20 protein-coding genes, 1 tRNA gene and 1 pseudogene are annotated in these 19573 nt (G+C 41.8%); 2 read left to right on the forward strand and 20 right to left on the reverse strand.

The features are described 5' to 3' along the window. Nucleotides 1-28: 28 nt before the first annotated feature. The 5 genes from WN56_RS02480 to WN56_RS16845 form a co-directional block, all read right to left on the reverse strand. Nucleotides 29-1474 (reverse strand): restriction endonuclease, encoded by a 1446-nt coding sequence (locus WN56_RS02480; RefSeq protein WP_046073455.1) that lies wholly within the window; start codon nucleotides 1472-1474, stop codon nucleotides 29-31. Nucleotides 1475-1573: 99 nt separating this feature from the next. Then, nucleotides 1574-1984, reverse strand: a complete 411-nt coding sequence (locus WN56_RS02485; protein WP_046073456.1) for a hypothetical protein — start codon at nucleotides 1982-1984, stop codon at nucleotides 1574-1576. 108 nt (nucleotides 1985-2092) lie between these two features. Further along, nucleotides 2093-2920: a hypothetical protein gene (locus WN56_RS02490; protein WP_197075726.1), complete on the reverse strand. Its 828-nt coding sequence runs from the start codon at nucleotides 2918-2920 to the stop codon at nucleotides 2093-2095. Between the two features lie 242 nt (nucleotides 2921-3162). Beyond that, on the reverse strand, nucleotides 3163-3705 hold the full coding sequence (locus WN56_RS02495) for a super-infection exclusion protein B (RefSeq protein WP_046073457.1): 543 nt from the start codon (nucleotides 3703-3705) through the stop codon (nucleotides 3163-3165). Nucleotides 3706-3852: 147 nt separating this feature from the next. Next, entirely contained in the window at nucleotides 3853-4002 is a 150-nt protein-coding gene (locus WN56_RS16845; RefSeq protein ID WP_156146650.1) for a hypothetical protein, read from the reverse strand. Nucleotides 4003-4020: 18 nt separating this feature from the next. Here WN56_RS16845 and WN56_RS16850 point away from each other — a divergent pair, with 18 nt between their 5' ends. Then, on the forward strand, nucleotides 4021-4161 hold the full coding sequence (locus WN56_RS16850; protein ID WP_156146651.1) for a hypothetical protein: 141 nt from the start codon (nucleotides 4021-4023) through the stop codon (nucleotides 4159-4161). Nucleotides 4162-4228: 67 nt separating this feature from the next. Here the strand turns inward: WN56_RS16850 and WN56_RS02500 are convergent, their stop codons facing one another. From WN56_RS02500 to WN56_RS02530, 7 genes are all read right to left on the reverse strand, one after another. Further along, on the reverse strand, nucleotides 4229-4837 hold the full coding sequence (locus tag WN56_RS02500) for a hypothetical protein (RefSeq protein ID WP_046073458.1): 609 nt from the start codon (nucleotides 4835-4837) through the stop codon (nucleotides 4229-4231). Between the two features lie 134 nt (nucleotides 4838-4971). After that, nucleotides 4972-5901: a DUF6602 domain-containing protein gene (locus tag WN56_RS02505; protein WP_156146652.1), complete on the reverse strand. Its 930-nt coding sequence runs from the start codon at nucleotides 5899-5901 to the stop codon at nucleotides 4972-4974. Nucleotides 5902-6047: 146 nt separating this feature from the next. Continuing rightward, on the reverse strand, nucleotides 6048-6422 hold the full coding sequence (locus WN56_RS02510) for a hypothetical protein (protein WP_046073460.1): 375 nt from the start codon (nucleotides 6420-6422) through the stop codon (nucleotides 6048-6050). 90 nt (nucleotides 6423-6512) lie between these two features. After that, nucleotides 6513-7286, reverse strand: coding sequence for a hypothetical protein (locus WN56_RS02515; RefSeq protein ID WP_046073461.1), 774 nt, complete (start codon nucleotides 7284-7286; stop codon nucleotides 6513-6515). 73 nt (nucleotides 7287-7359) lie between these two features. Next, a complete protein-coding gene (locus tag WN56_RS02520) occupies nucleotides 7360-7761 on the reverse strand; it encodes a hypothetical protein (protein ID WP_046073462.1) in 402 nt (133 codons plus the stop codon). Beyond that, a complete protein-coding gene (locus tag WN56_RS02525) occupies nucleotides 7754-8317 on the reverse strand; it encodes a hypothetical protein (protein ID WP_046073463.1) in 564 nt (187 codons plus the stop codon). The genes WN56_RS02520 and WN56_RS02525 overlap by 8 nt, the downstream gene beginning before the upstream one ends. An 81-nt stretch (nucleotides 8318-8398) precedes the next feature. Then, nucleotides 8399-9019, reverse strand: coding sequence for a LysE family translocator (locus tag WN56_RS02530; protein WP_046073464.1), 621 nt, complete (start codon nucleotides 9017-9019; stop codon nucleotides 8399-8401). A 335-nt stretch (nucleotides 9020-9354) separates the two neighbouring features. Here WN56_RS02530 and WN56_RS17150 point away from each other — a divergent pair. Then, a pseudogene (locus WN56_RS17150) lies at nucleotides 9355-9853 on the forward strand (phage integrase N-terminal SAM-like domain-containing protein). 195 nt (nucleotides 9854-10048) lie between these two features. Here WN56_RS17150 and WN56_RS02545 read toward each other — a convergent pair. The 8 genes from WN56_RS02545 to WN56_RS02580 all read right to left on the reverse strand — a co-directional run bounded on the left by WN56_RS02545 (nucleotide 10049) and on the right by WN56_RS02580 (nucleotide 19361). After that, nucleotides 10049-10139, reverse strand: a tRNA-Ser gene (locus tag WN56_RS02545). Between the two features lie 138 nt (nucleotides 10140-10277). Continuing rightward, complete coding sequence (fabV, locus tag WN56_RS02550; RefSeq protein WP_046073466.1) at nucleotides 10278-11480, reverse strand: enoyl-ACP reductase FabV; 1203 nt, start codon at nucleotides 11478-11480, stop codon at nucleotides 10278-10280. Between the two features lie 139 nt (nucleotides 11481-11619). Further along, nucleotides 11620-12024: a hypothetical protein gene (locus WN56_RS02555; RefSeq protein ID WP_046073467.1), complete on the reverse strand. Its 405-nt coding sequence runs from the start codon at nucleotides 12022-12024 to the stop codon at nucleotides 11620-11622. Next, nucleotides 12017-13825 (reverse strand): tyrosine-type recombinase/integrase, encoded by a 1809-nt coding sequence (locus WN56_RS02560; RefSeq protein ID WP_046073468.1) that lies wholly within the window; start codon nucleotides 13823-13825, stop codon nucleotides 12017-12019. The genes WN56_RS02555 and WN56_RS02560 overlap by 8 nt, the downstream gene beginning before the upstream one ends. Next, the gene (locus tag WN56_RS02565) at nucleotides 13822-15474 is read right to left on the reverse strand and encodes a hypothetical protein (RefSeq protein ID WP_046073469.1); all 1653 of its coding nucleotides are present in this window, start codon (nucleotides 15472-15474) and stop codon (nucleotides 13822-13824) included. The genes WN56_RS02560 and WN56_RS02565 overlap by 4 nt, the downstream gene beginning before the upstream one ends. A 7-nt stretch (nucleotides 15475-15481) precedes the next feature. After that, nucleotides 15482-16615 carry a site-specific integrase gene (locus WN56_RS02570; RefSeq protein WP_046073470.1) on the reverse strand — a complete coding sequence of 378 codons (1134 nt, stop codon included), beginning with the start codon at nucleotides 16613-16615 and terminating at the stop codon, nucleotides 15482-15484. A 384-nt stretch (nucleotides 16616-16999) separates the two neighbouring features. Continuing rightward, nucleotides 17000-18175: a hypothetical protein gene (locus WN56_RS16945; protein WP_046073471.1), complete on the reverse strand. Its 1176-nt coding sequence runs from the start codon at nucleotides 18173-18175 to the stop codon at nucleotides 17000-17002. A 154-nt stretch (nucleotides 18176-18329) separates the two neighbouring features. Further along, entirely contained in the window at nucleotides 18330-19361 is a 1032-nt protein-coding gene (locus WN56_RS02580; protein WP_197075728.1) for a glycosaminoglycan attachment site, read from the reverse strand. Nucleotides 19362-19573: the final 212 nt, after the last annotated feature.

The following is a 19573-nucleotide window of genomic DNA, read 5'->3' on the forward strand; positions in this document are numbered from 1 at the left end:
TCCTACGAAAACTGCCGAGTGTAATGCGTCACCTTGATGTTTTTGTTAGCTGCCTTGAGGAGTGAGTGTACAAGTCGATTGATTTTGAAAGCTTGTTCAAATATCGATTTAAAGCAGCCCTTGCAATAAACTTATTGCTAATAATCATAGGATTTAGACTGATCGTGATTTCGTAAAGTACAGTTTTATCACGAGACAGCATACTTCCATCACCAGAGTCTGATGGGATGTATATGAAAGGCTTCGTAACTCTGAAATGACAATTGAACTCCTGCGGAAAATAAGTCATTAGTTTATGGAACTCGTCCTCATTTGACACTTTGAGTAAAAACCATACAGAGAAAAAGCGATCAGAGTCAATTTCCGACGATTCGATTAGCTCAGACCAGTTTCTTTGCATATGAAACTTGTCCAGATACTCCATTGATGCATTTTCTTTTCTTACAAGACGAATAAACTCAATGTTAGATATCTTATTTGATAACTCATCAAATGCTTCTACTCGTTTAACTGAGAAAAATTCATCCAAAGCATCTTTCGAAGAAAATGCTTCGTGATAATCTTCCCAGTCAGATTCTCTCTCAAACCCATGTAAGTATTGATACATATGATTATTATAATAGTCATAGTGATCTGGGTCGTAGTGATCACTATGAGACAGATATGCCCTACGCTTAACATCAAAAGTATAAATTTTTCCGTCTTCTAAAGCATAGCCATCACCTAAGATATGCTTTAGTTCAGCTGTAGTTAGTTCGGGGTCGCTTCCGTTTGGGTACATATAGTCAATATACCACGTATAACACCCGCTCTTGTCGTTATAATATACAGCCCTTGGCCTTATAAAGTGTTCTTCGGGTAAATCTATATCTTCAATATCTGCGATCCTAGCTTCGATACTTTCAAAGTAATACTCATGCGATGAACCAATTCGATTGGCCAAATTGAAATAATACCCTTTATAGTTGACTACCCAGTGGTTTGGTTTTTCGGTTGCGAATACCCTCCACGTCTTACTTTCGGAAGAGATCGGAAAAAACTTTTGTGCAATTCTCCAAAGTTGTGGAGTATTTAGAAACCTTTCAATCGATACGTAGTCCCAGTAAATCGCAGTTATATTGTTTCTAGGGTTATTGGTAATTGATTCTAAACGACTCACAACGCCAGATGATGGTTGCGTAGAACATGCTAAGATAAAACCAGTTGCCTCATGTTGCTCGCAAGAATCGACTATTTCGTCGAGATCTGAAACTCCTACTGACTTGTTACTGTGTGCATTGTGTTTGCACTGAATTAGCCACTTTTTCTTCTCTGGAGCAAAAAAACTTTCTTTTTCCTCGATACAGAGTAGATCACGCCCACCATCAGGCCCAACACCACTCCAATACACTTGGTAGTTCTTGTTGAAAAGGAGTTCACGAATTAACAGTTCAAACTCTTTTCCTGATTGACTCAGCTCTTTAAAATCTAACATATCGCTTACTTATTTATTTTCGAAAATCTTAGGGCAGCTAACGCGGAGCGCACCGGCGCACTTTAGTGCGTCCGAGTGACGCGAATTGTTATATTTTTCCTAAGATGCCAAGAACCTGCGGAGGTAGTGCTCGGTTTCCGCCTCGTTCTTGCACTTATATGTCTCGCGAATAATTTCTCGCATTGTTCTGCCGGTATTGGGAACCTCTTGATCTCCCTCAGCAAGGTCAACGGAGCTCAAATCCTCCTGGGTCAGACCTTCGCTCGGCATTGGGTTTATTGTCCAGATATCTAACGCATTGATGTGAGAACCATCAGAAAGTTCAAGTTTCTCAAGCAGTGGCTTCAAGGCCCTGGCTCCGCCTCCGTACATTAATGCATACGAAAATCTCGGACTTATCTTTACGTCAATCTTAGGTTTGGAAGAAAAAAGTGTTATATCGCACCTTTGGTTGTTCAGCGCACAATACTCGAGCCGAGATAAAAGCCAAGATATTCTATTTTCGTCCACGGTAGCGACTCCTTCGAATATAAAGCTTTGGTTCAGCGGAAGCCTTGACTGAGCGAAGCGGCGGCAAGACTGTCCGGCCGAGGCCCGCTAGGGCCGGAATAACTGCAACTATTTGTTATATTCAGTTGGAAGCGGGCAATCATAATTTATGTCAATCATATCAAGATTTTTCAAGTTGAAATTAGCATATTTTATCCCGGCCTTTGAGGTATTAATTTCTGGCTGAGCATATAAAAAAACTAAAGCTGTAGGCTTTTCTTTTTGATGTATTTTTTCAAGTCTCGTAGCCATTAGCTTCTTTATTTTATACCTTTCTATCGTGCCGTCAGCGATCATCGCAGTTGTTTTCAACTCATCCTCACCTTGCTTTAATGTCTTCTTAAACTTGATTTGATACCCGCGATCTGATGGCAACCTGTTGATGAACGCCCACCCGTAATAAATTACCGGAAAACCGGGAAGATCATCCAAATCTTGTTCCCAAATACATTTAAATATACTGCTATAGTAAACATCTTTGCCAGAAATATTTAATCGTCTAAATTTTATAGATCCATCTTTCCTATACCGCATATATCTGCTGACTACTGAGCGCACCGAATATACAGTACCAATACTGCCATTTTCCCGAAGCTTCGTATCCTTTGTTTTCTTAACATATTTTGGCTTATTGGCACCCAACGCCTTAGGTGAGTCGCTTTCTCTAGGTTCATCATAATAGGAATCGGGACGATCCAATTCAAAAACGTCAACGATAGACTGATCTACACTGAGACGCTCCTCTTTTACAGGGGTACCGTCTTCATAGTGGAGATTCAGTGGAATGTTGTTGTTAATCTCACAGTCTTTTGAGTGCGTTCCATAAATCCTGTAGTGGGGCACGACCTTCATGTCTTGGAGGTCTTCGTCTAGGTTCGCACATGTAACCTGAGCCATGCAGCTACTACCGGGGCATATAAATTTCTTCTTGTCGGTAATAGTTCCAGACCAATAAAGATCATATGCCCTGTCAGGGTCTAGGTAATCCTACGCTTCAATGCTGTAGGCTACATCTAACGACAAAACTCAACTCCTTCGAATATAACGCCGCTATAAACGGCTGCCGAAGCAACGCGTAGGCAGTCCGGTGGAGGCCACGCTTTTTGTGGCCGGAACGAATTTAATGGCCTTGTTAGCTGTTACCACCTACCAAACCCCATTTTTTCTTGAGGTGTAAGCGGTTGACCAGCAGCTCCATTTAGTAAATGAGGATTTTCTTCGAGATACTCGCGAGCCCAAGGCTGTAGGTTGAACGCAAAGCCAGTGAGTACATCACCCATATTAGTAGGGCAATAAGTTATGCCTTTAGCTTTTAACCCCGCCATGACTCCATCATCCATACCAACATGAACAGAATTACTCTGCCCACGAATAAAAGGCACTAAATACCCTTTCTCTTCTGGGGTCAATTTAGTCAGCTGCTCTTTTCTAGCTTTAATGCTCTTTCTTTGATTATACCCATTCATAAAGAACATATAAATTCGTGCAACACAAAAAGACGTAGTTAAAAGAAAAGCAGGGCCTATATAGACCCTAAATTCTTCCCGAAAATCGTTGATGGCTAGTTTTTTAGCAAGATCCATCGGCAAAAATAGAATTACCCCCAGAACGGTGACTATAGCTACTAAAAAAGCAGCTGGAACCTTTCGGAAGTAGTCAGCTAGATTGGTAATTTTTTCCATTCTCGGTATTTCTCCTTGGAGAGCTAACGCCGTGCTTAGGGGCAGTAGTGAAGCGCAGCGTAACGGAGGTCCCAGCGCATCGACTACAGCACCTTGTTATGTTGATAAAGGTCGGTGTGCCAGCCGAACTGAATACACACCTAAGCTTTACAGCTTGGCTAGAACAACCGATGCCACCATTGCAAGCGAGAACGCAGCCATTGGTGTGAATGAAACAGCTAGAGCTGTAAACAAAACACCGAATGCACCTAACTTCAGATGCAAGCTTGCTGAACTCGTTAATTCAGGTTTTGCCATAGGCACCCCTCTATTAACATGACCCCAGTATTTCATAATGCCAAGGACGGGATCGTCCAGACTTTTGCTGCTTTTTTTATTTCCGCCAGTCTTGAGGAAGCAGCAACCTTGGCGGACATGCGCCAGGCCCAGTCAACGACTGCACCTGAACATTCGTAAAACCTAACGCTTCAGCTTTGCGGTGTGCTGGAGCGCTAGCGCAGGCACATCCGACAACAGCCAATTGTTATATTTTTTTGCACAGAATGCTGAATTTAATACTATTGTATCCCTCAAATTCGTTGAATATAAGATCACAGTTTTTATTGGCACTAGAAACCGGAATAATGCTCCCTACTTCAACCCGATGTTTACTATTGTTAATCGTAACATCCGCGCTACCTAAAATATTAGAAGCATCATTTAGGGCAACAACAATCTCAGCGCCAAATAACTTAACAGAATTGTTCTTTTCTAAAACAACTTCTTCTGTATATGAAAACAATCCGTTAATGAAATGTTCCCGCTCAGCAGCCTCACCTTCAAGCGCTGATATTTGGCTATTCTTCATAGAAACGAGCTCAGAAAGCTCAGAAACTTGGACCTTTAATTCATCGATTTCTTTTTTATACTTCTGGTTTTCCGCTATGAGACCTAGCTCGCTATTTAGGTAGTCAACTGATTTTTCCAATTTTTTTATTGTTTCAGGAACTTTCCAAGATTCCGCTGTCTCGTACGAGTTCACTATCGAGTTAAGTTCCTCTAGCCTGTCATTCCGTATATTCCATGTAGCCGTCGCGGTTGCACCAGCCAATGCAAAAGCAGCCACAGCTGCCTGAGTATATGTTATAGACATTTCACTCCCATATGCTTACCAGAAAATATAACGCAAAGCTCAATGGAGCACCCACTGAACTTTCAACAATTTCATTACTATATACCGCAAACGCCGGAAGGTAATGCTTCCATTGGAGCGTCTTGTTATAACTACTAATCGCTGCGATTACCTTTATAAAGATCTTTTATGTTCACTGATCGAATCGAATCAGTATAAGGGTATACCAGAGTACCACCTTCTTCTGGAGTTTTTAAAGACAGCTCACTCATCAATGAAAATAGCCCTGGTTGCTTTGAATAATAAAATCCATGTTTACTATTTGGAGAATTAACTTCAGAATGAATGATATGCTCAAAAAACGTATATACGTGGTTAACCTCATTTGATATCAAATCAAATGATCTAAATATAAATATAAACTTTTTATCTGAACCTAGAGCAATCTCTCTCAATATTGAGCCATCATTGAGAGAAAAAATACCATCGATAGTAAAGTTACCGCTAGATTCTTGAGAAAAAAACTCTTTTGTAAATTCTTGTCGTTGGGTAGCTGATAGTTGCCCATCCTTATCGTTGTCATAAAATTCACAAATAGTATCAAAATACCCATCAGGAAATTTCAAATCGCTACCAAAGGAAAAAATAAACTTTGCAATTTTAAATTGATACAAACTTGGTGTTTGCATGAATTTATATAAATCATCAGAAGCTAGCATTGCTTTTTTCAAAGTGTTTTTAGTTAATGTACTTTTAACTTCTATGACTGCTTGACAAGCTTCCGGCGGGACAATGACAAACTCATCATCTCGAAAAATCGCTGAGAACTCATTTGAATTCCAAATAATAATATCTTGCTGCTTAGATTTTAACTCATTTCCGTTTTGATCTAACGATAAGATAAAACCTGTGCTAACTTCATATTTTTTTGGTAATAAATTTCTGAGTAAATTTCTAAGTAATTCTTCTTTATAATTACCTACAGAAAGCCAATGATCTCGTCCAATTAAATAATCTAACCGCTTCATTTTACTCATAAGCTCATAGCTATGAGTACTAAAATACCTCGAAATATTATTATCCACTGAACTATCCTGTAGTTATAACGCCCAATTAAGGTGTGAAGCACGCAAACACGGCGCTTAAATTGACCACCTTAATCACTAAATTTGACCAAAGCCAAAAATGTCAAGCGTGCTGAATCACTCTTAAATTTTTTGTTATGAAACAGTTACACCAACTTTGACAGTTGAATTAGCAATTCAACTAAGACTTCTGACAACCGATCCAACTCTGGTAGATTGGGGAATATTTCAGTCAAGTAACTATGTGCGGTTCCAACTAAATCTGATTCATTCAACCAGCGTTCAATCCCGTCGCTGACTAGTTCTTGGTTAGACTCAATAAAATCCTGTATATCGGTTTTTTCGCGCTTATCAAGTTCTTTTGTAGCCTCAACAACACTAGTGAACTTTTCCAAGATCGTGACTTTTAGTGGCTCATAATCCACTCCGTTCGTTGTCACCATCAATGGTTCCGGCTTTTTACCTGCTTCAGTAACAACTTCTAAGCCCTCTACCGACTTTCTATAGTACTCGTCTGCCAATGTAGCTTCCTTGTTTCATAACGCTTTGCTCACCGGAAAATTAGGAGCGTAGCGTGTAATTTTTCCGAGTGCAGTAATTTGTTAGAAGTGCTATCCCCCAATAGTTTCTCTGAGAACGCGGTATATCTTTACTCCATATGCCCCAGGAATCGTCACACAAATTCCGTAAACGATTGCGATCAGTCCAACTACCCAAGGATTTCCGACTATCAGAACCAGCGGCACTAACCCTACAAGTCCCAATCCAATTCCCACTGTTGACGCTTGGGGCTGAGGAACTCCAAATATTTGCGGCTTGGGTACCCGGAATTTTACTTTGACCCCTTTAAGGGTAGCGGCCAACCAAATATGTGGCATCGTCTCGGAATTTGCCGCATTTAGATAGCTGATCTTCACCACCTCCCCTCGGTTGAAGACCGGAATCAGGTACTCCCTCTGACCTCCATGTATTTTGCGCTGATGTTCGGTCGCACCCTCGCCATCCGTTACGTGTAGTTGGTTTTTATAATGATCTGTCCATTCGATGATATTCGGCGTGTCGAGGATTTGCGTCGACTCAGTCAAGAGAGTCGTGTCATCTGTATAGGTGCGAATAACCACGTTTTCGTAATCGTTGAGACTTTCATTTTTTAGTTCGATGGTTGATAAATAAAGGTGGTTAACTGGGTTACCATTCCATGTAACCGACACATTCCCAAAGATCTCGTCCGCTGCGGACATTCCCACCTTGTTGTGATTTACGAAATAGCTAAACACACCTCTCTTATTTAAAACCCTCTGCGTTAACCACGCTGTACCCAAGCCGGCTAAGCCGCCAAAAACAATCGAAAGATATTCGCTTTTGATGATTTCGAGTATTTCCATAATAGCCTTCTAACGCCGCGCTCTGCGGAAATTTGGGAGCGCCAGCGAGTAAATTTTCCGCAGCAGCACCTTGTTAGCGCTTGCTAGCTCGCAATTTGGACAACAGTTTCCAAACATATACAACACTCTGAACAGCCAAAACTGAGGTGAAAACCTCTACCAAGACAAACGAAGTCGCAATCGGGTCGTAGTTTTTGAAATTGTCGAATCCAAGAGAGCAGTAACCCCGCAAAGACGATGCAATAATACCAACGCTTGGCGGAAGATAGACCAGCATTATGCAAAGTGTAGCCAGAAGTAGTGGTATAGCACGGGACCACAATACTGACTTAAGAGTTTTTTTGAACTCTCCACGGTTTTCTTTGTGCGGCGGCATGACCATAGATGTTGCGCTGACAATATCATCATGCCAAAGCGCATACAGAACACCCGTTATAGCAAGTAAAACACTCGCTGCGGTAAGAAGCTCATTCATTATTGATAAACTGTTCCGTCAGCCGAGCGTATGCTGCTGGTGATATTTCAAAAGTGGATACACTGCCTCGTTTTTTCTTTATTTGTTGAAGTGTTCCGTCAATTGATGCGAGTGCCCTGTTGAGCTCTTCGACAACATTCTGGCTGTTAATAGTTACTACGTATGGGCCAGTATCACCCTCTTGTTGGGCAGACTCGAGCGCTCTCCGTATAGAATTATCTATGGCATCACGCAATTGATATTGAAACTTGGACATCACTGCTCGAATCAGAGCACGACTTTCTGTAGCGCTAGTCTGAAAAAGCCGACAAACTTCTTGCTCATCAGGAATCCTATTCTCAAAAACATTTGTTATGAGGAGAAATAGTCGATATTCATTGATATCAGATCCACGCCTAAATATCTTCTGCCCCAAAAACATTGATACGTATTCCCTCAGCGCGGCCGAAGAATACGATGACAGGGCATCTGGAATATCATCTATCGTGCAATCTAGAATTCGGGCCAGTTCTTGCTGATCCTCATCGCTGAGCTCTATTGTTGTATTTATTTGCATGCTTTCTCCTTAACTTCCTACCGCTAACGCTAAGCGAAGCGGCGGCCCGTCAGGGACGTCCGCCTTACGCGGTTGGTTAGTTCACTCACGCCGAGCTAGAAGAAGCCCTACCCCGGCACTGCCAAGAAATCCTGAACAGGTCCTATTGAACAATTGACGCATTGCCGGACGAGAAAACCAATGACGCAAAACCTTACCAAAGAAGGCGTAGGAGCCTATCGCGATCCATTCAAGCATCAGAAAAAAAGCTCCCAAGACCAAGAACTGAAGCCCTATTGAACCTGAAGGGTCTACGAATTGAGGAAGAAAGGCAGTAAAAATCAAAATTGCCTTTGGGTTACCTGCTGCCAAAAGAAATTCTTGTTTCGCCAATTGGAGCATGTTTTTACCCGCTGGTGACTCATCATCGGCACCGCCAGGGTCTGCTGTCCAAAGCTGAAAAGCCAGCCAAAGTAAATATAGACCGCCAAGGATTTTTATGGCGAGAAATAACTTCTCCGATGTATACAGTACTGTTGCCAATCCTGTAGCCGCAAGAGTAATCATGCCGACAAAAGCAACAAGCCGACCAATGCCAGCACAACAGGCTGCCTTGATGCCGTATCGTTTGGCGTTCGCCATCGCAAGGAGATTATTTGGCCCAGGAGCCATGTTCAGGGCAAAGCTCGCAGGTATGAATAAAAGGATCGTCGATAAGGTCACGATTGATTCTCCTTTTTGAACTAACATTGTATTAGTGCGCGTGCTCGATTTGTCAAAACCGTTATACGCGTCATTTTTTAACTAACTACCTATAATTAAACACATTTTTACCGCTTGAAGCAATCACCTTGTCTGCGAAAGTGTGCATGCCGCCTATCCCGGACAATGCATTCACACTATCCTCAAAGGCGAAGTTATAACCGTCTGATTATATTGAACTAAAGTTTTCTCTTTCGGCGATAATGTGAATGTGCCTCGAAAAAGCGTGCACACTATTTGGCTTTCTCTACCAATAAGCTGTATGAATAAACAGTCTTAGATGGAGGGAAAGGATCATGACCAAAAGCCCGTTTATGGCAAGCCTTCAGCACGAGATCAGGCGGCGAGGCTATGCGATCAAAACTGAGAAGAGTTACCTATACTGGGTGCGCCGATTTATCCTTTTCCATCATAAGCAACATCCGACAGACCTCAGTGATGAGGACGTAAAAACGTTTCTGTCTTATTTGGCCAATGGGCAACAAATTTCACCGAACACACAAAAGGTTGCCCTTAATGCACTGGCCTTCCTATACAACCAGTTTTTAAACCAACCGCTAGGTAAGATTGCGTAAAGCCTTAAACCGTGCGGTGCAAAAGGCCGGCATCACCCATAAGCACGTTACCTGTCATACGTTTCGCCATAGCTTTGCCACACAGATGCTTTTGGCGGGTTACGATATTCGCACCATTCAAACCTTATTGGGCCATACCGATCTCTCTACCACGCAGATCTATACCCATGTGATCGGGCAACAATTTGCGGGCACGACAAGCCCAATGGATTTGCTTTAACACCCACGCTACCGCCGTTGGTTAGCGGCGTCCAAAAGGCCATGTAAGAGGCAGAAATATCGAGGGTTAGCGTACCAGAGTGCAGAATAGCTGTTTAGACAGAATCGCCTAAAATGTTGGCGGGGTCAGAGTTTAGATATTTGCGGGAGTATAAACGCAAAAAAGCCGCTGACTACGCAGCGGCTTTTCGGTATGTGGCGGAGAGATAGGGATTTGAACCCTAGAAGGGCTATTAACCCTTGCCGGTTTTCAAGACCGGTGCTTTCAACCACTCAGCCATCTCTCCGGAACGCGGCGTATATTATTGGTTTGGGGTTGGCTTGTAAAGCAAAAACCATGATTTGGGGTGCGTTTGGTTAGCTTTCAGCCAATAAAAAAGAGGCCAGCGTTTGGCTGACCTCTTTTGGGTGTTTGCTAGGCGGTTTTAGATGTTTTCGACATCAAATTCCACTACCGGGCTCACGTCTGCGTCGTAGTCGACGCCTTCAACGCCAAAGCCAAATAGCTTCAAGAACTCGGCTTTGTATTCGTTGTAGTCGGTCAGCTCAGTGAGGTTCTCTGTGGTGATCTGTGGCCACAGGTCGCGACAGTGCTGCTGAATGTCTTCGCGCAGCTCTAGGTCGTCTAAACGCAAGCGACGCTCGCTATCTACCTCTGGCTCGCTGCCATCGGCTTGATACAGGCGCTGAGTAAACATGCGATAGATTTGCTCCATGCAGCCCTCATGGACGCCTTCTTCGCGCATTTTCTTGAACACCATGGCGATATAAAGCGGCATCACCGGGATCGCTGAGCTGGCTTGGGTGACCACGCTTTTGAGTACCGCCACGTTGGCGCTACCACCTTTGGCGGCAAGTGTTTGGTTTAGCGCGTTGGCAGCACGGTCTAAGTCCATTTTCGCTTTACCTAGCGCGCCTTCCCAGTAGATTGGCCAGGTAAGCTCTGTACCAATGTAGCTGTAAGCGACAGTTTTGCAGCCTTCAGCAAGGACACCGGCGTCATTAAGGGCGTTGATCCAAAGCTCCCAGTCTTCGCCGCCCATCACGGTGACGGTATCTTGGATTTCTTGCTCGGTGGCAGGCTCTACGCTCGCTTCGATAAGTTGGTCTTTGTTGGTATCGACGGCGGTTGAGGTGTAGGTCTCACCGATAGGTTTCAGTGACGAGCGCACTAGCTCGCCACTGTCAGGTAGCTTACGCACTGGCGAAGCCAGTGAATAGACAACCATATCGATTTGCCCCAAATCTTGTTTGATCAAATCAATGGTTTTTTGCTTGGCTTCATGCGAGAAAGCATCGCCGTTCAGGCTTTTTGAATACAGGCCTTCTTGCTTGGCAAACTTGTCGAATGCGGCTGAGTTGTACCAGCCTGCGGTGCCAGGCTTTTTCTCGGTGCCTGGTTTTTCAAAGAACACGCCAATGGTTGCGGCGCCGCCGCCAAAGGCTGCCGCAATGCGTGAGGACAAGCCATAGCCGCTGGAGGCACCCACAACCAGTACACGCTTAGGCGCATTGGCAATCGGGCCTTGCGCTTTGGTGTAGTCAATTTGCTCTTTTACGTTAGCTTCACAACCAACGGGATGTGTCGTCGTACAGATAAATCCACGAATTTTAGGTTTGATGATCATAGCTTATGAATACCTTGTTGCATGTAACTACAGATAAACAACTGTTTTACATGGTTTTGTTTTTAGTTACACTTTTGAAGATTTTTGACCACTTCAAAAGCAATATTAATATGGAATTATTTCTTTTAAATTCAGATAATTAGCTATAAATAAGTTGCGTTACATCGCTATTATCCGCATGGGTATTACTTAGAGCCATATTTTTACGTATTAACGTAGCATTTTGTGATTGAACTTTCGCTAACATAGCTTTCAACTCTGCCAACTCAGAACGCAACTCTCGATTGCGTTCTTTATACTCATTTAGTTCAGTCTGTTTAGCATCACGCAGCTGTCGGATGCCCTTATTTACACCGCCTTTGATGCGCTCTAACAAGTCAGAGCAATCACGATGAATCAACGCTCGACTTACGCCAGCTTCTTCGGCAACGGCAGCGACACTCATTTTTCGTTTATCAGAAACAATATTTGGACGACCTTTTTCGATGCGAACAATGGCAAGTCGAACCGCTTTGTGGGTTATTTTCTCTTTTTGACTAGACATTTTCCACCTCGATTTGCTCTCTCTCGTTAATCTCTTGTTTCATAGTTTCAACATCGAACCCTAACGCAGTTAGCACCTTTTCACAGCGTTCCACACCTTTTCTGACATTCTCTATACCCGCCTCTCCAATATCACTAATACCCAATCGCAGTAGTTTCATTTGTTGAACGAGCATCCCTGTCCAGTAAGGCGCATGACGCTTATCGACAATGCCACTTTCACAACTATCAGGCTTACCACACTTACATTCATCATCATTGGTACACCAACCAATCCCAACAGACCTAATCGGTATCGAGGCAGTGAATGCCTTTACCATAGCAATATGAGAACCAAAAGCCTTTATCAGTTCACCATCTTTACGAACTTGCATGATTTTTTGAGCCATCTCACCACCAGTAATAGGTGTATCCAACTCAAACCAATCTTGTTTGATTTCTTCCTCAATCAGATACTTCTCTCGGAGCAGTTCTTCAAATAGATCCGCATCCAAATCATCATTAAAGGCATACAAAGCAGTCATGGTGATAGACCAGTGCTTAAAGTGGTCTTTCAATGCTCTCAAATCACCTAACTCTGAATGCACTGCGTAGTTAGCAAAGGTACGTCGAAACTGGTGTGCTGATAGATTCCAATCACTCCCTATCTGTTTGCATAGGTTTGGCAATCTCAGTTCTGTAATAGTATTACCTGACAACAGGTTGATTTGATCTCTCTTTTTACTGTTCGATAGGCAAATATGACCTGACATTTCTTTAAGTCGATTAGCTTCCACATGGTCATTGCTGGCTTGAGCTTCTAGTAAATCACTCTCAAGTTTCTTTTGAAGTGGCGCACTCAAACGACCAAGAATATCAATCGTTTTTGTCGCAAGCTTTGGCGCAATCCACTCAGCCAACCCTGTATGTGTTTTCTCAGATACAGTTTCGATGTAGTAATAAATGATGTCATCTTTCGTTTCAGAGCGATACCCATCACGTTTAATTCCTAACACCTCATGGATACGCATACCAGTGGTAAGCAGTAGCCAGAAGATACAGCTATCTCGCAACAGCAATGATTCTTTCGTTTTTGCTGATGCCAGAATCTCATCAGCTCTGTCTAGGTATGATTTAGTAAACTGGCACAGTGGGATTAACACATCATCTGGAATGACGGGCGTTTTGGGTTTACCCCTTGATTCTTTTAGAGCTTCACCAAGATATCCTGCCTGTTCACTAGCACTTGATTCAGACCAAGGATGCTCTTTTACAAAATCAAACGCCTCGCAATAAAGATACAGGCCTTCTAATACTGAAAACCTTCCCATTTTAGTCCCTTTTGCCAATGGCTTAATTTCACCACTTCGCTTTGAAGTGAGAGTATTTACAAATTTCACATAAGCATTAGAAGTAAAAGCATTGAGTCCGTGTGCCGCTGTTGTATCCGTACTTAAAACCCACTGAAAATAATTTTTCAAGTTACTCAAAATGCTTTGCAGAGTTTCAAGCGCCAAGCCCTCTTTCATTTTGCTCCATATTACCCATTTCGCCATGCGCTTCATTTGAGCATCGGAAATAGTGGCAAAGTTAAGCTTCAAGCGACTCGCACTAGTTGCTTTAGTGCCTTTATTAGCAGGAAGTTTCCATACATCTTTTTCGTACCGAGAAAGCGTTTGATACTCGCTATTGTCGAGTTTGATGTACGTTACGATGCCTGTTAAAGAGCCGTCAATGGCTTGAACAAGTGTATTATCACTTGGGTCTGGGCATTGCTGAATTAAGAACTCAGTTTCCGTTAGTATTAACTCCACTGAACTCATTGCGTCACCTTTAACATATCGAGGTTTTGCCAGTATGGGTGCGGGTTGGTTCTTGCTCGTTTTTTTTCAGCCTCTACACGCTGCAACTGACCAAGCTTTGCAAACTCAGGGGCAACTTCTTCGTCCACAATTCTTAGAACACTTTTTAAATGACGCTTCCAGTCTTTGCGACCGAACTCATCACGGTTGCGAATAATCGCCCAATAAAAGCTATAGAGCTTATACAAATCGTCACCTGTGATAACGAAGCTCTTGCAACGAAAACAGCCTAAAAAGTCGTTACAGAACGTACCATCCTTAGGTGCTTTGTCGCCATTCTTAGGGTCTTTACAATGCCCTACTGGGACGCTTGGCTCTGCGCACGTTAGTTCTTTAACTCGTATCTCACCCATTAAGCCTAAGTTGCGTTTTGATTGCTCAGGAGCTTGCAAATAGTGGTCAAGCGTTCCTGTTCCACTGTGTTTAGCTTGCTGTGCAGCAACCAACAAACTCTCACCACTTAACTCGTAAATGCCATTGATGAACGTCTTGCGAAAGCGGCTTAAATTAAGATTCATGGTGCGCCCATCTTCATCTTTTAAGTCATATTCTATTATGAATTTATTGATGTTCTTACGCAAAACCTCCTCTTCTAAAGAAGTAGCAGTGCCTTTCTTTATGCGAATGCCTCTCCTCGTTGCTTCATAGACAAACACTAATTCGGTATTGGTCAACTCTCTGAATTGGGCATTGCGCTCAATAATGATCTCAATTAGATAAGCCACATCGAGCTTTATCCCTTGCACAACCTGAAGTTTTTCTGATTTACGCAAATTGTGCAATTGAGTTGCATTGCCTCGTTTCTTAAATACGATCAACAGCTTGCGATTATCTTTAAGTGGATGGTCACTTAATGCCTCTGTTGTCATATTGAGAAGTGGTGAGGTATTGATGCCTGTCTGAATTGCCACAGCCAATAAGCACAGTGTTAACTCATAACCTGTCAGTGGTTCGGTCTTTTGATAAAACGGCTTAATTGCTTGCTTTAACGCAACCACTACCTGTCTTTTCTCATGGGAAGTAAGTGGTTTCTCGCCCTTTGCACGCTTGTTTGAGTTAGGAAACGGGTTCTTAGGAAAGAACTTAGCGTTTAAGTTAATATTACCAACAACCGACCAATATCCCTTTTCTTTCATGCGTGTCAGCAATGATTTTAGAAGCGTGTAGTATCCTTTTTGAGCACCATACTTTAACCCACATCCTTTAAGATGTAGTAAATACTGCTCTATTAACTCTGGCGTAATATCCGTTTGTGTTAAGTCCTCACTCGCTGAATGCCTAAATAACGCTAGGTACCCAGCAAAAAAGGAAAAGCCTATCCTAAAATAATCTCGTTGCGTCGACTCTGTAAAAGCATCGGTGTTTTTCAACAGTGCTCTTGCGGTGTAGAACGCTCGATTTGTGATGTCGTCATAGCCCTTGCCGTAGTAAGGGCTGAAATCGAAGTTGCGACCATTACCACTTTTTGAGCCAAGATTTGGATAGTTCACAACAGGGTTGATTGGTCGGACAATCTTTTGGCTTTGAGTCGCGTCAATCGCTGGTTCAACTACAGACGTTTTCTTGAGCTTTTTTTTGTTAACTGTCAGATTTTTTCGTTGTCTAGCCATACCTTACCTACGCAATCGCATCAATTTGTTGCTGATACTCAATCGACAGGTCATCGACCAAATCATTAACCAAGTGCAAATACTTCATCGTGGTTGTGATGCTTGAATGTCCAAGTCGAGCTTGTAAGTACATCAAAGGTTCAAATTTACTGCTTTTATGCTCTAACATGCCTTTCAGCATGTGCGTTGCATAAGTGTGCCTTAGCATGTGTGGTGATACGTGAAAGGGTAAATTAAGCGACTTGAGAGCCTTACCAAAAGCAGATCCTTGAGAAGTCCACTCTTGACCATCAGACGTTAAAAACAAGCAATCTGATGCCACTCCCGACTCTTGCTGCTTCTGAAAACGAGCCTCATTGACATAACGCCACAAGTCCTCCATCAGTCGTGTTGGGATGTGTATCTTGCGCTCTTTCTCACATTTGGTTCGTGAAATATTAACCTCGTAGTAAGCTCTGTTTCCAGTGGGTTTTCGTATTACGTGTAAGGGAAACAACAACAGCTCTTTTCGTCTAATGCCTGTTTGTAGACACAAGCGAACCATTAGTTTTAAGGTTGGATTTTCAATCGCATATAAAAGCTCTCTCACTTCAATAGCTGACAAAAACTGAGCTTTCTTCTCAAAAGTTTTCATCATCAAATCAGAGCTGTATTTCTTGCCACCATTTCTTTCGGTATGAGCTAGAAACTGCTGGCCTTTATTCACAGAAACGGATTCTAGAGAGTAAGGTAATGACCTAAACCACTTACCTACACCGTAAGAGTAGAAGCGCACTATCGTTCGTAAGTGTTGATTTGTGGAATTTACCGACATACCAAACTCACCAACGCAAAGGTCACGATAGGCACTGACTAACATTTCATCTTCACTGCTTTCTGAAATGTCTCGCCAATCCAAACCGTTCTGCTCACAGAATGTAAAGAATTGACTTAAATGATTGCCATACGTCCACCAAGTACTCTCACTATTCACTCGACCTCGTTTTAAGCATTCATATATCAAGAACTGCATCGCCTCTACGCAAAGCATTCCTGATTCAATCCCTAGATCTGAATTATCAGTCTCCCAAGTTAGTAAAGGGAAGTTAGGGTATTTGACGCTTTTTATCTCAAAATCAGATGTGGATTTAATGCAAAGCATAAGCACTCCGTAGCTGTATATAAACAGTATAATTATAAAATTATGCTTTGCTACAAAAATAAACGATTTTTATGCGCACATGGGCACGTAACACGCAGGGCGAGCTCATGAGTTGAATTAATGTAAATTCTCACAACCCATTAACCGCGGGATGGTTGTTTTAAGCTGCTGTTCTTTTACCCCTGTTTGTTCCTTGACCGCATAAACTGGACTTATGCAGCTCAACTCTTAGCGAGTTAACAAAGAGCGTGATCTCCGTTTACAAATAATTTACTCGCGCGCTTGCCCTGACGTAACACGTTTCTGGACAGAAACGTTTTAGCCCTGATGCTCTAGAACGTTTCTATTGGATTAGAAAAAGTATGTTAAAGCCTTGAGCTTTTGTTAAGCAGCTTTTTTACGCATCAAATACTCATAGTTAAACATGCACTTAATTAACTGATGCAGTCGATGCATTTCACGGTATGAGATGAGTATTTTTCTCATAAAATCAATGAAGTAAATTGACTCCGCTTTCTCTTGCTTAATACCTTCTTTCTTAGGGTAGTAAGTAATAACTTGAGAAGTATCATCATACTCCGCTTTGACGTGCGCAATTGAGTTGCGGAGCTGGTTATTAATTGCACCTTCACCAATTTTGTACCAACACTCGTCTAAATGAGTGACTTTAAATCCATACGGTAGGTCTGCAAATTGATTGAGCGTCTTCGGCGTTGCCTTGCCAACATCTTTAAACTTATTGTGATCTTTACGATAAATAACGTTGTTAATTCCTGCGACCAGAGTGAGCTGACGAGACAGAATTTCAGAGATATCTTTGTATAGATCTTTGTACTTTTGAAAGTCATCTGTAGACACCCTAAAAGCAACCAACTCTTTATCGTAATCGGTGTCAAAGTCCAGAAATAATGCAGGTCTAAATGCTAACTCGCCTGCCAAAATTTGCGGGTAAATTTCTAAGCAATCATGCTGTATATTCTTTAAAAAATCGGTTCCTATAACCTCTTCAAAAAAGGCATCAAATGCCTCAGCATCGGAAGATAATGCATCCTTAATACCTTTCATATGAATAGCGACAGACTCTGCATTCTCGGATGGCATTGAAAAAGGAGCAAACACTTTCGCTATTACGCGGTATAGGGCTAAGTTTACATCTTGAGGCTTTTCAGACCTGAGAGTTTCTCCAAACTCTTTTTCACATAACCGTCCAAATAGATTCACGTTTTTTGAGTACAAACGCAGAATACGCTCTAATTCTTTAGTTTTCGAATGTAATATGTTCAAGCCATTCAATCTGGCATTGTGAATGCCAAAGTTTTCATGACCAATTCGACCTACAGCCTTTAAAAATGGTGTATGCCCCATTTTGTACTCACCAAAAGTAACAGGAAAGTCTAGGTGTAGATCGACAAATGGATACTCGTTAGTAAAAGGTCCCTCAAACTCGACTGCCTTAGCCCCTTTTACTTTTACGCCTTTTCCATATTCAATATCTATATGGATAGCCTCGCCACAACTTGGGCAGCAAAATCTTATTGGTTGAACATCTCTGTTAGACATTCCTATTCTACAATCAACCAAACTTTCACAAGTTGTACATTCAAATCTTTGATTAAAATTCATTTTTTCTTACCAAATTACCTAGCTGCTTTTAGCTTGCAACCGCAGTAAATTAAGATCCTAAGTGATTAATTTTTCTGTCTGCTTACTCTTGTTAAGCATCGCCACGTACGACTGCACTCATTAATTGCCTCAATAAAAGAAAATCGTCCGGTGCAATAACATCCATCATTCCCTTTTCAGGATCTACAAAGTATTGAGCTACTCGTTCATGATTAAAAGTATTTACATCCAAAGGATGCTCTGCAAATGGGTTGTGTAAGATATGTAATCCATCTGCAATATCTTCTACATAATCTGATTTCATAGAATTACGCATCTCTGGGAAGATACCGCCATCAACAGGTAAATGACTAGTATGATAGACGGTTTGAGCACTTGGATTATCTGCCAAAGCACGAATTTTACCCCAAGTAGCTAAAGAACTATAAATTACAGCGCTAACATCTTTGAATTCATCCGTGGTGAAAAGACCTAATGGTATTGTGGCATTTTCATTTTTTATCACAGCATCGACTGGATATTTAATTAATTCATTAGCACCAGTTGCAATCGTTGTTTCTTCATCAACATATAGCCCATATAAGACTGCAACAATTGCTCTATTTACAGCATAGTGTGAATAAGGACGATCAAAGGATGCCAAACCAATAACATAGGGTTTATCTTTTACATGTTCCAGTTTGGAGTAACTAGTTCGATATTTTTTTATTTTGGATGAAAGGCTATTGGATATTCGAATTGCTGATTGTTGATTGAAATTAGAAAAATCCGTTGGCGCAAATTTTTGAGAATGTCCTGTTGGTGCTTCTCCGCCTTGGGGTGGTGCTGCAATTGTTGCTTCTAGTACAATAGGCCTGTCTAATTCAGTTACGAAATCTGGAGCATACTTAGAAAAGTCTGTATTAGCACCAAGTTCATTTAAAAATGCGTTAAGATATAATTCCCACATAGATGATTCGAAAGTAGTCTGGAGTTCATACACAAACTTTCCATCTCTATCTTCAAAACCTTTAGCCCATGAGTTTAAAACTTCTCGTTCAGGTCCATATTGTTTCTGAAGAATCATTTTAAATATTGGATGTAACTTTTCATCCTCTGCTATAGGTGTAAATAAATCCATCATAACCCCACGATATTGATGTGCTGCTTAACAGTGTTTTTTCAACAGACATTGTCTTTAATATTTACATAAAATGCCGACACCTGTCATGTAAAACACTGTTATCACAGACTTATTTCATTCTGAATCCGACAAATTACAGATCATGTCTGTATAACCCCAAATGCACAACTAGACTCATAATCTGCTATCAGAAAAAGTAGGTCAAGAACTAG

The organism is Salinivibrio sp. KP-1 (assembly GCF_000968645.1).
Classification (GTDB): Bacteria; Pseudomonadota; Gammaproteobacteria; order Enterobacterales; family Vibrionaceae; genus Salinivibrio; species Salinivibrio siamensis.

Coding starts and splice junctions, on each gene's coding strand:
- WN56_RS02480 (WP_046073455.1), bottom strand. CDS start 1,474: ATGTTAGATTTTAAAGAGCTGAGTCAATCAGGAAAAGAGTTTGAACTG.
- WN56_RS02490 (WP_197075726.1), bottom strand. CDS start 2,920: ATGGCTCAGGTTACATGTGCGAACCTAGACGAAGACCTCCAAGACATG.
- WN56_RS02495 (WP_046073457.1), bottom strand. CDS start 3,705: ATGGAAAAAATTACCAATCTAGCTGACTACTTCCGAAAGGTTCCAGCT.
- WN56_RS16845 (WP_156146650.1), bottom strand. CDS start 4,002: ATGGCAAAACCTGAATTAACGAGTTCAGCAAGCTTGCATCTGAAGTTA.
- WN56_RS16850 (WP_156146651.1), top strand. CDS start 4,021: ATGACCCCAGTATTTCATAATGCCAAGGACGGGATCGTCCAGACTTTT.
- WN56_RS02500 (WP_046073458.1), bottom strand. CDS start 4,837: ATGTCTATAACATATACTCAGGCAGCTGTGGCTGCTTTTGCATTGGCT.
- WN56_RS02515 (WP_046073461.1), bottom strand. CDS start 7,286: ATGGAAATACTCGAAATCATCAAAAGCGAATATCTTTCGATTGTTTTT.
- WN56_RS02520 (WP_046073462.1), bottom strand. CDS start 7,761: ATGAATGAGCTTCTTACCGCAGCGAGTGTTTTACTTGCTATAACGGGT.
- WN56_RS02525 (WP_046073463.1), bottom strand. CDS start 8,317: ATGCAAATAAATACAACAATAGAGCTCAGCGATGAGGATCAGCAAGAA.
- fabV (WP_046073466.1), bottom strand. CDS start 11,480: ATGATCATCAAACCTAAAATTCGTGGATTTATCTGTACGACGACACAT.
- WN56_RS02555 (WP_046073467.1), bottom strand. CDS start 12,024: ATGTCTAGTCAAAAAGAGAAAATAACCCACAAAGCGGTTCGACTTGCC.
- WN56_RS02560 (WP_046073468.1), bottom strand. CDS start 13,825: ATGAGTTCAGTGGAGTTAATACTAACGGAAACTGAGTTCTTAATTCAG.
- WN56_RS02565 (WP_046073469.1), bottom strand. CDS start 15,474: ATGGCTAGACAACGAAAAAATCTGACAGTTAACAAAAAAAAGCTCAAG.
- WN56_RS02570 (WP_046073470.1), bottom strand. CDS start 16,615: ATGCTTTGCATTAAATCCACATCTGATTTTGAGATAAAAAGCGTCAAA.
- WN56_RS16945 (WP_046073471.1), bottom strand. CDS start 18,175: ATGTCTAACAGAGATGTTCAACCAATAAGATTTTGCTGCCCAAGTTGT.
- WN56_RS02580 (WP_197075728.1), bottom strand. CDS start 19,361: ATGATGGATTTATTTACACCTATAGCAGAGGATGAAAAGTTACATCCA.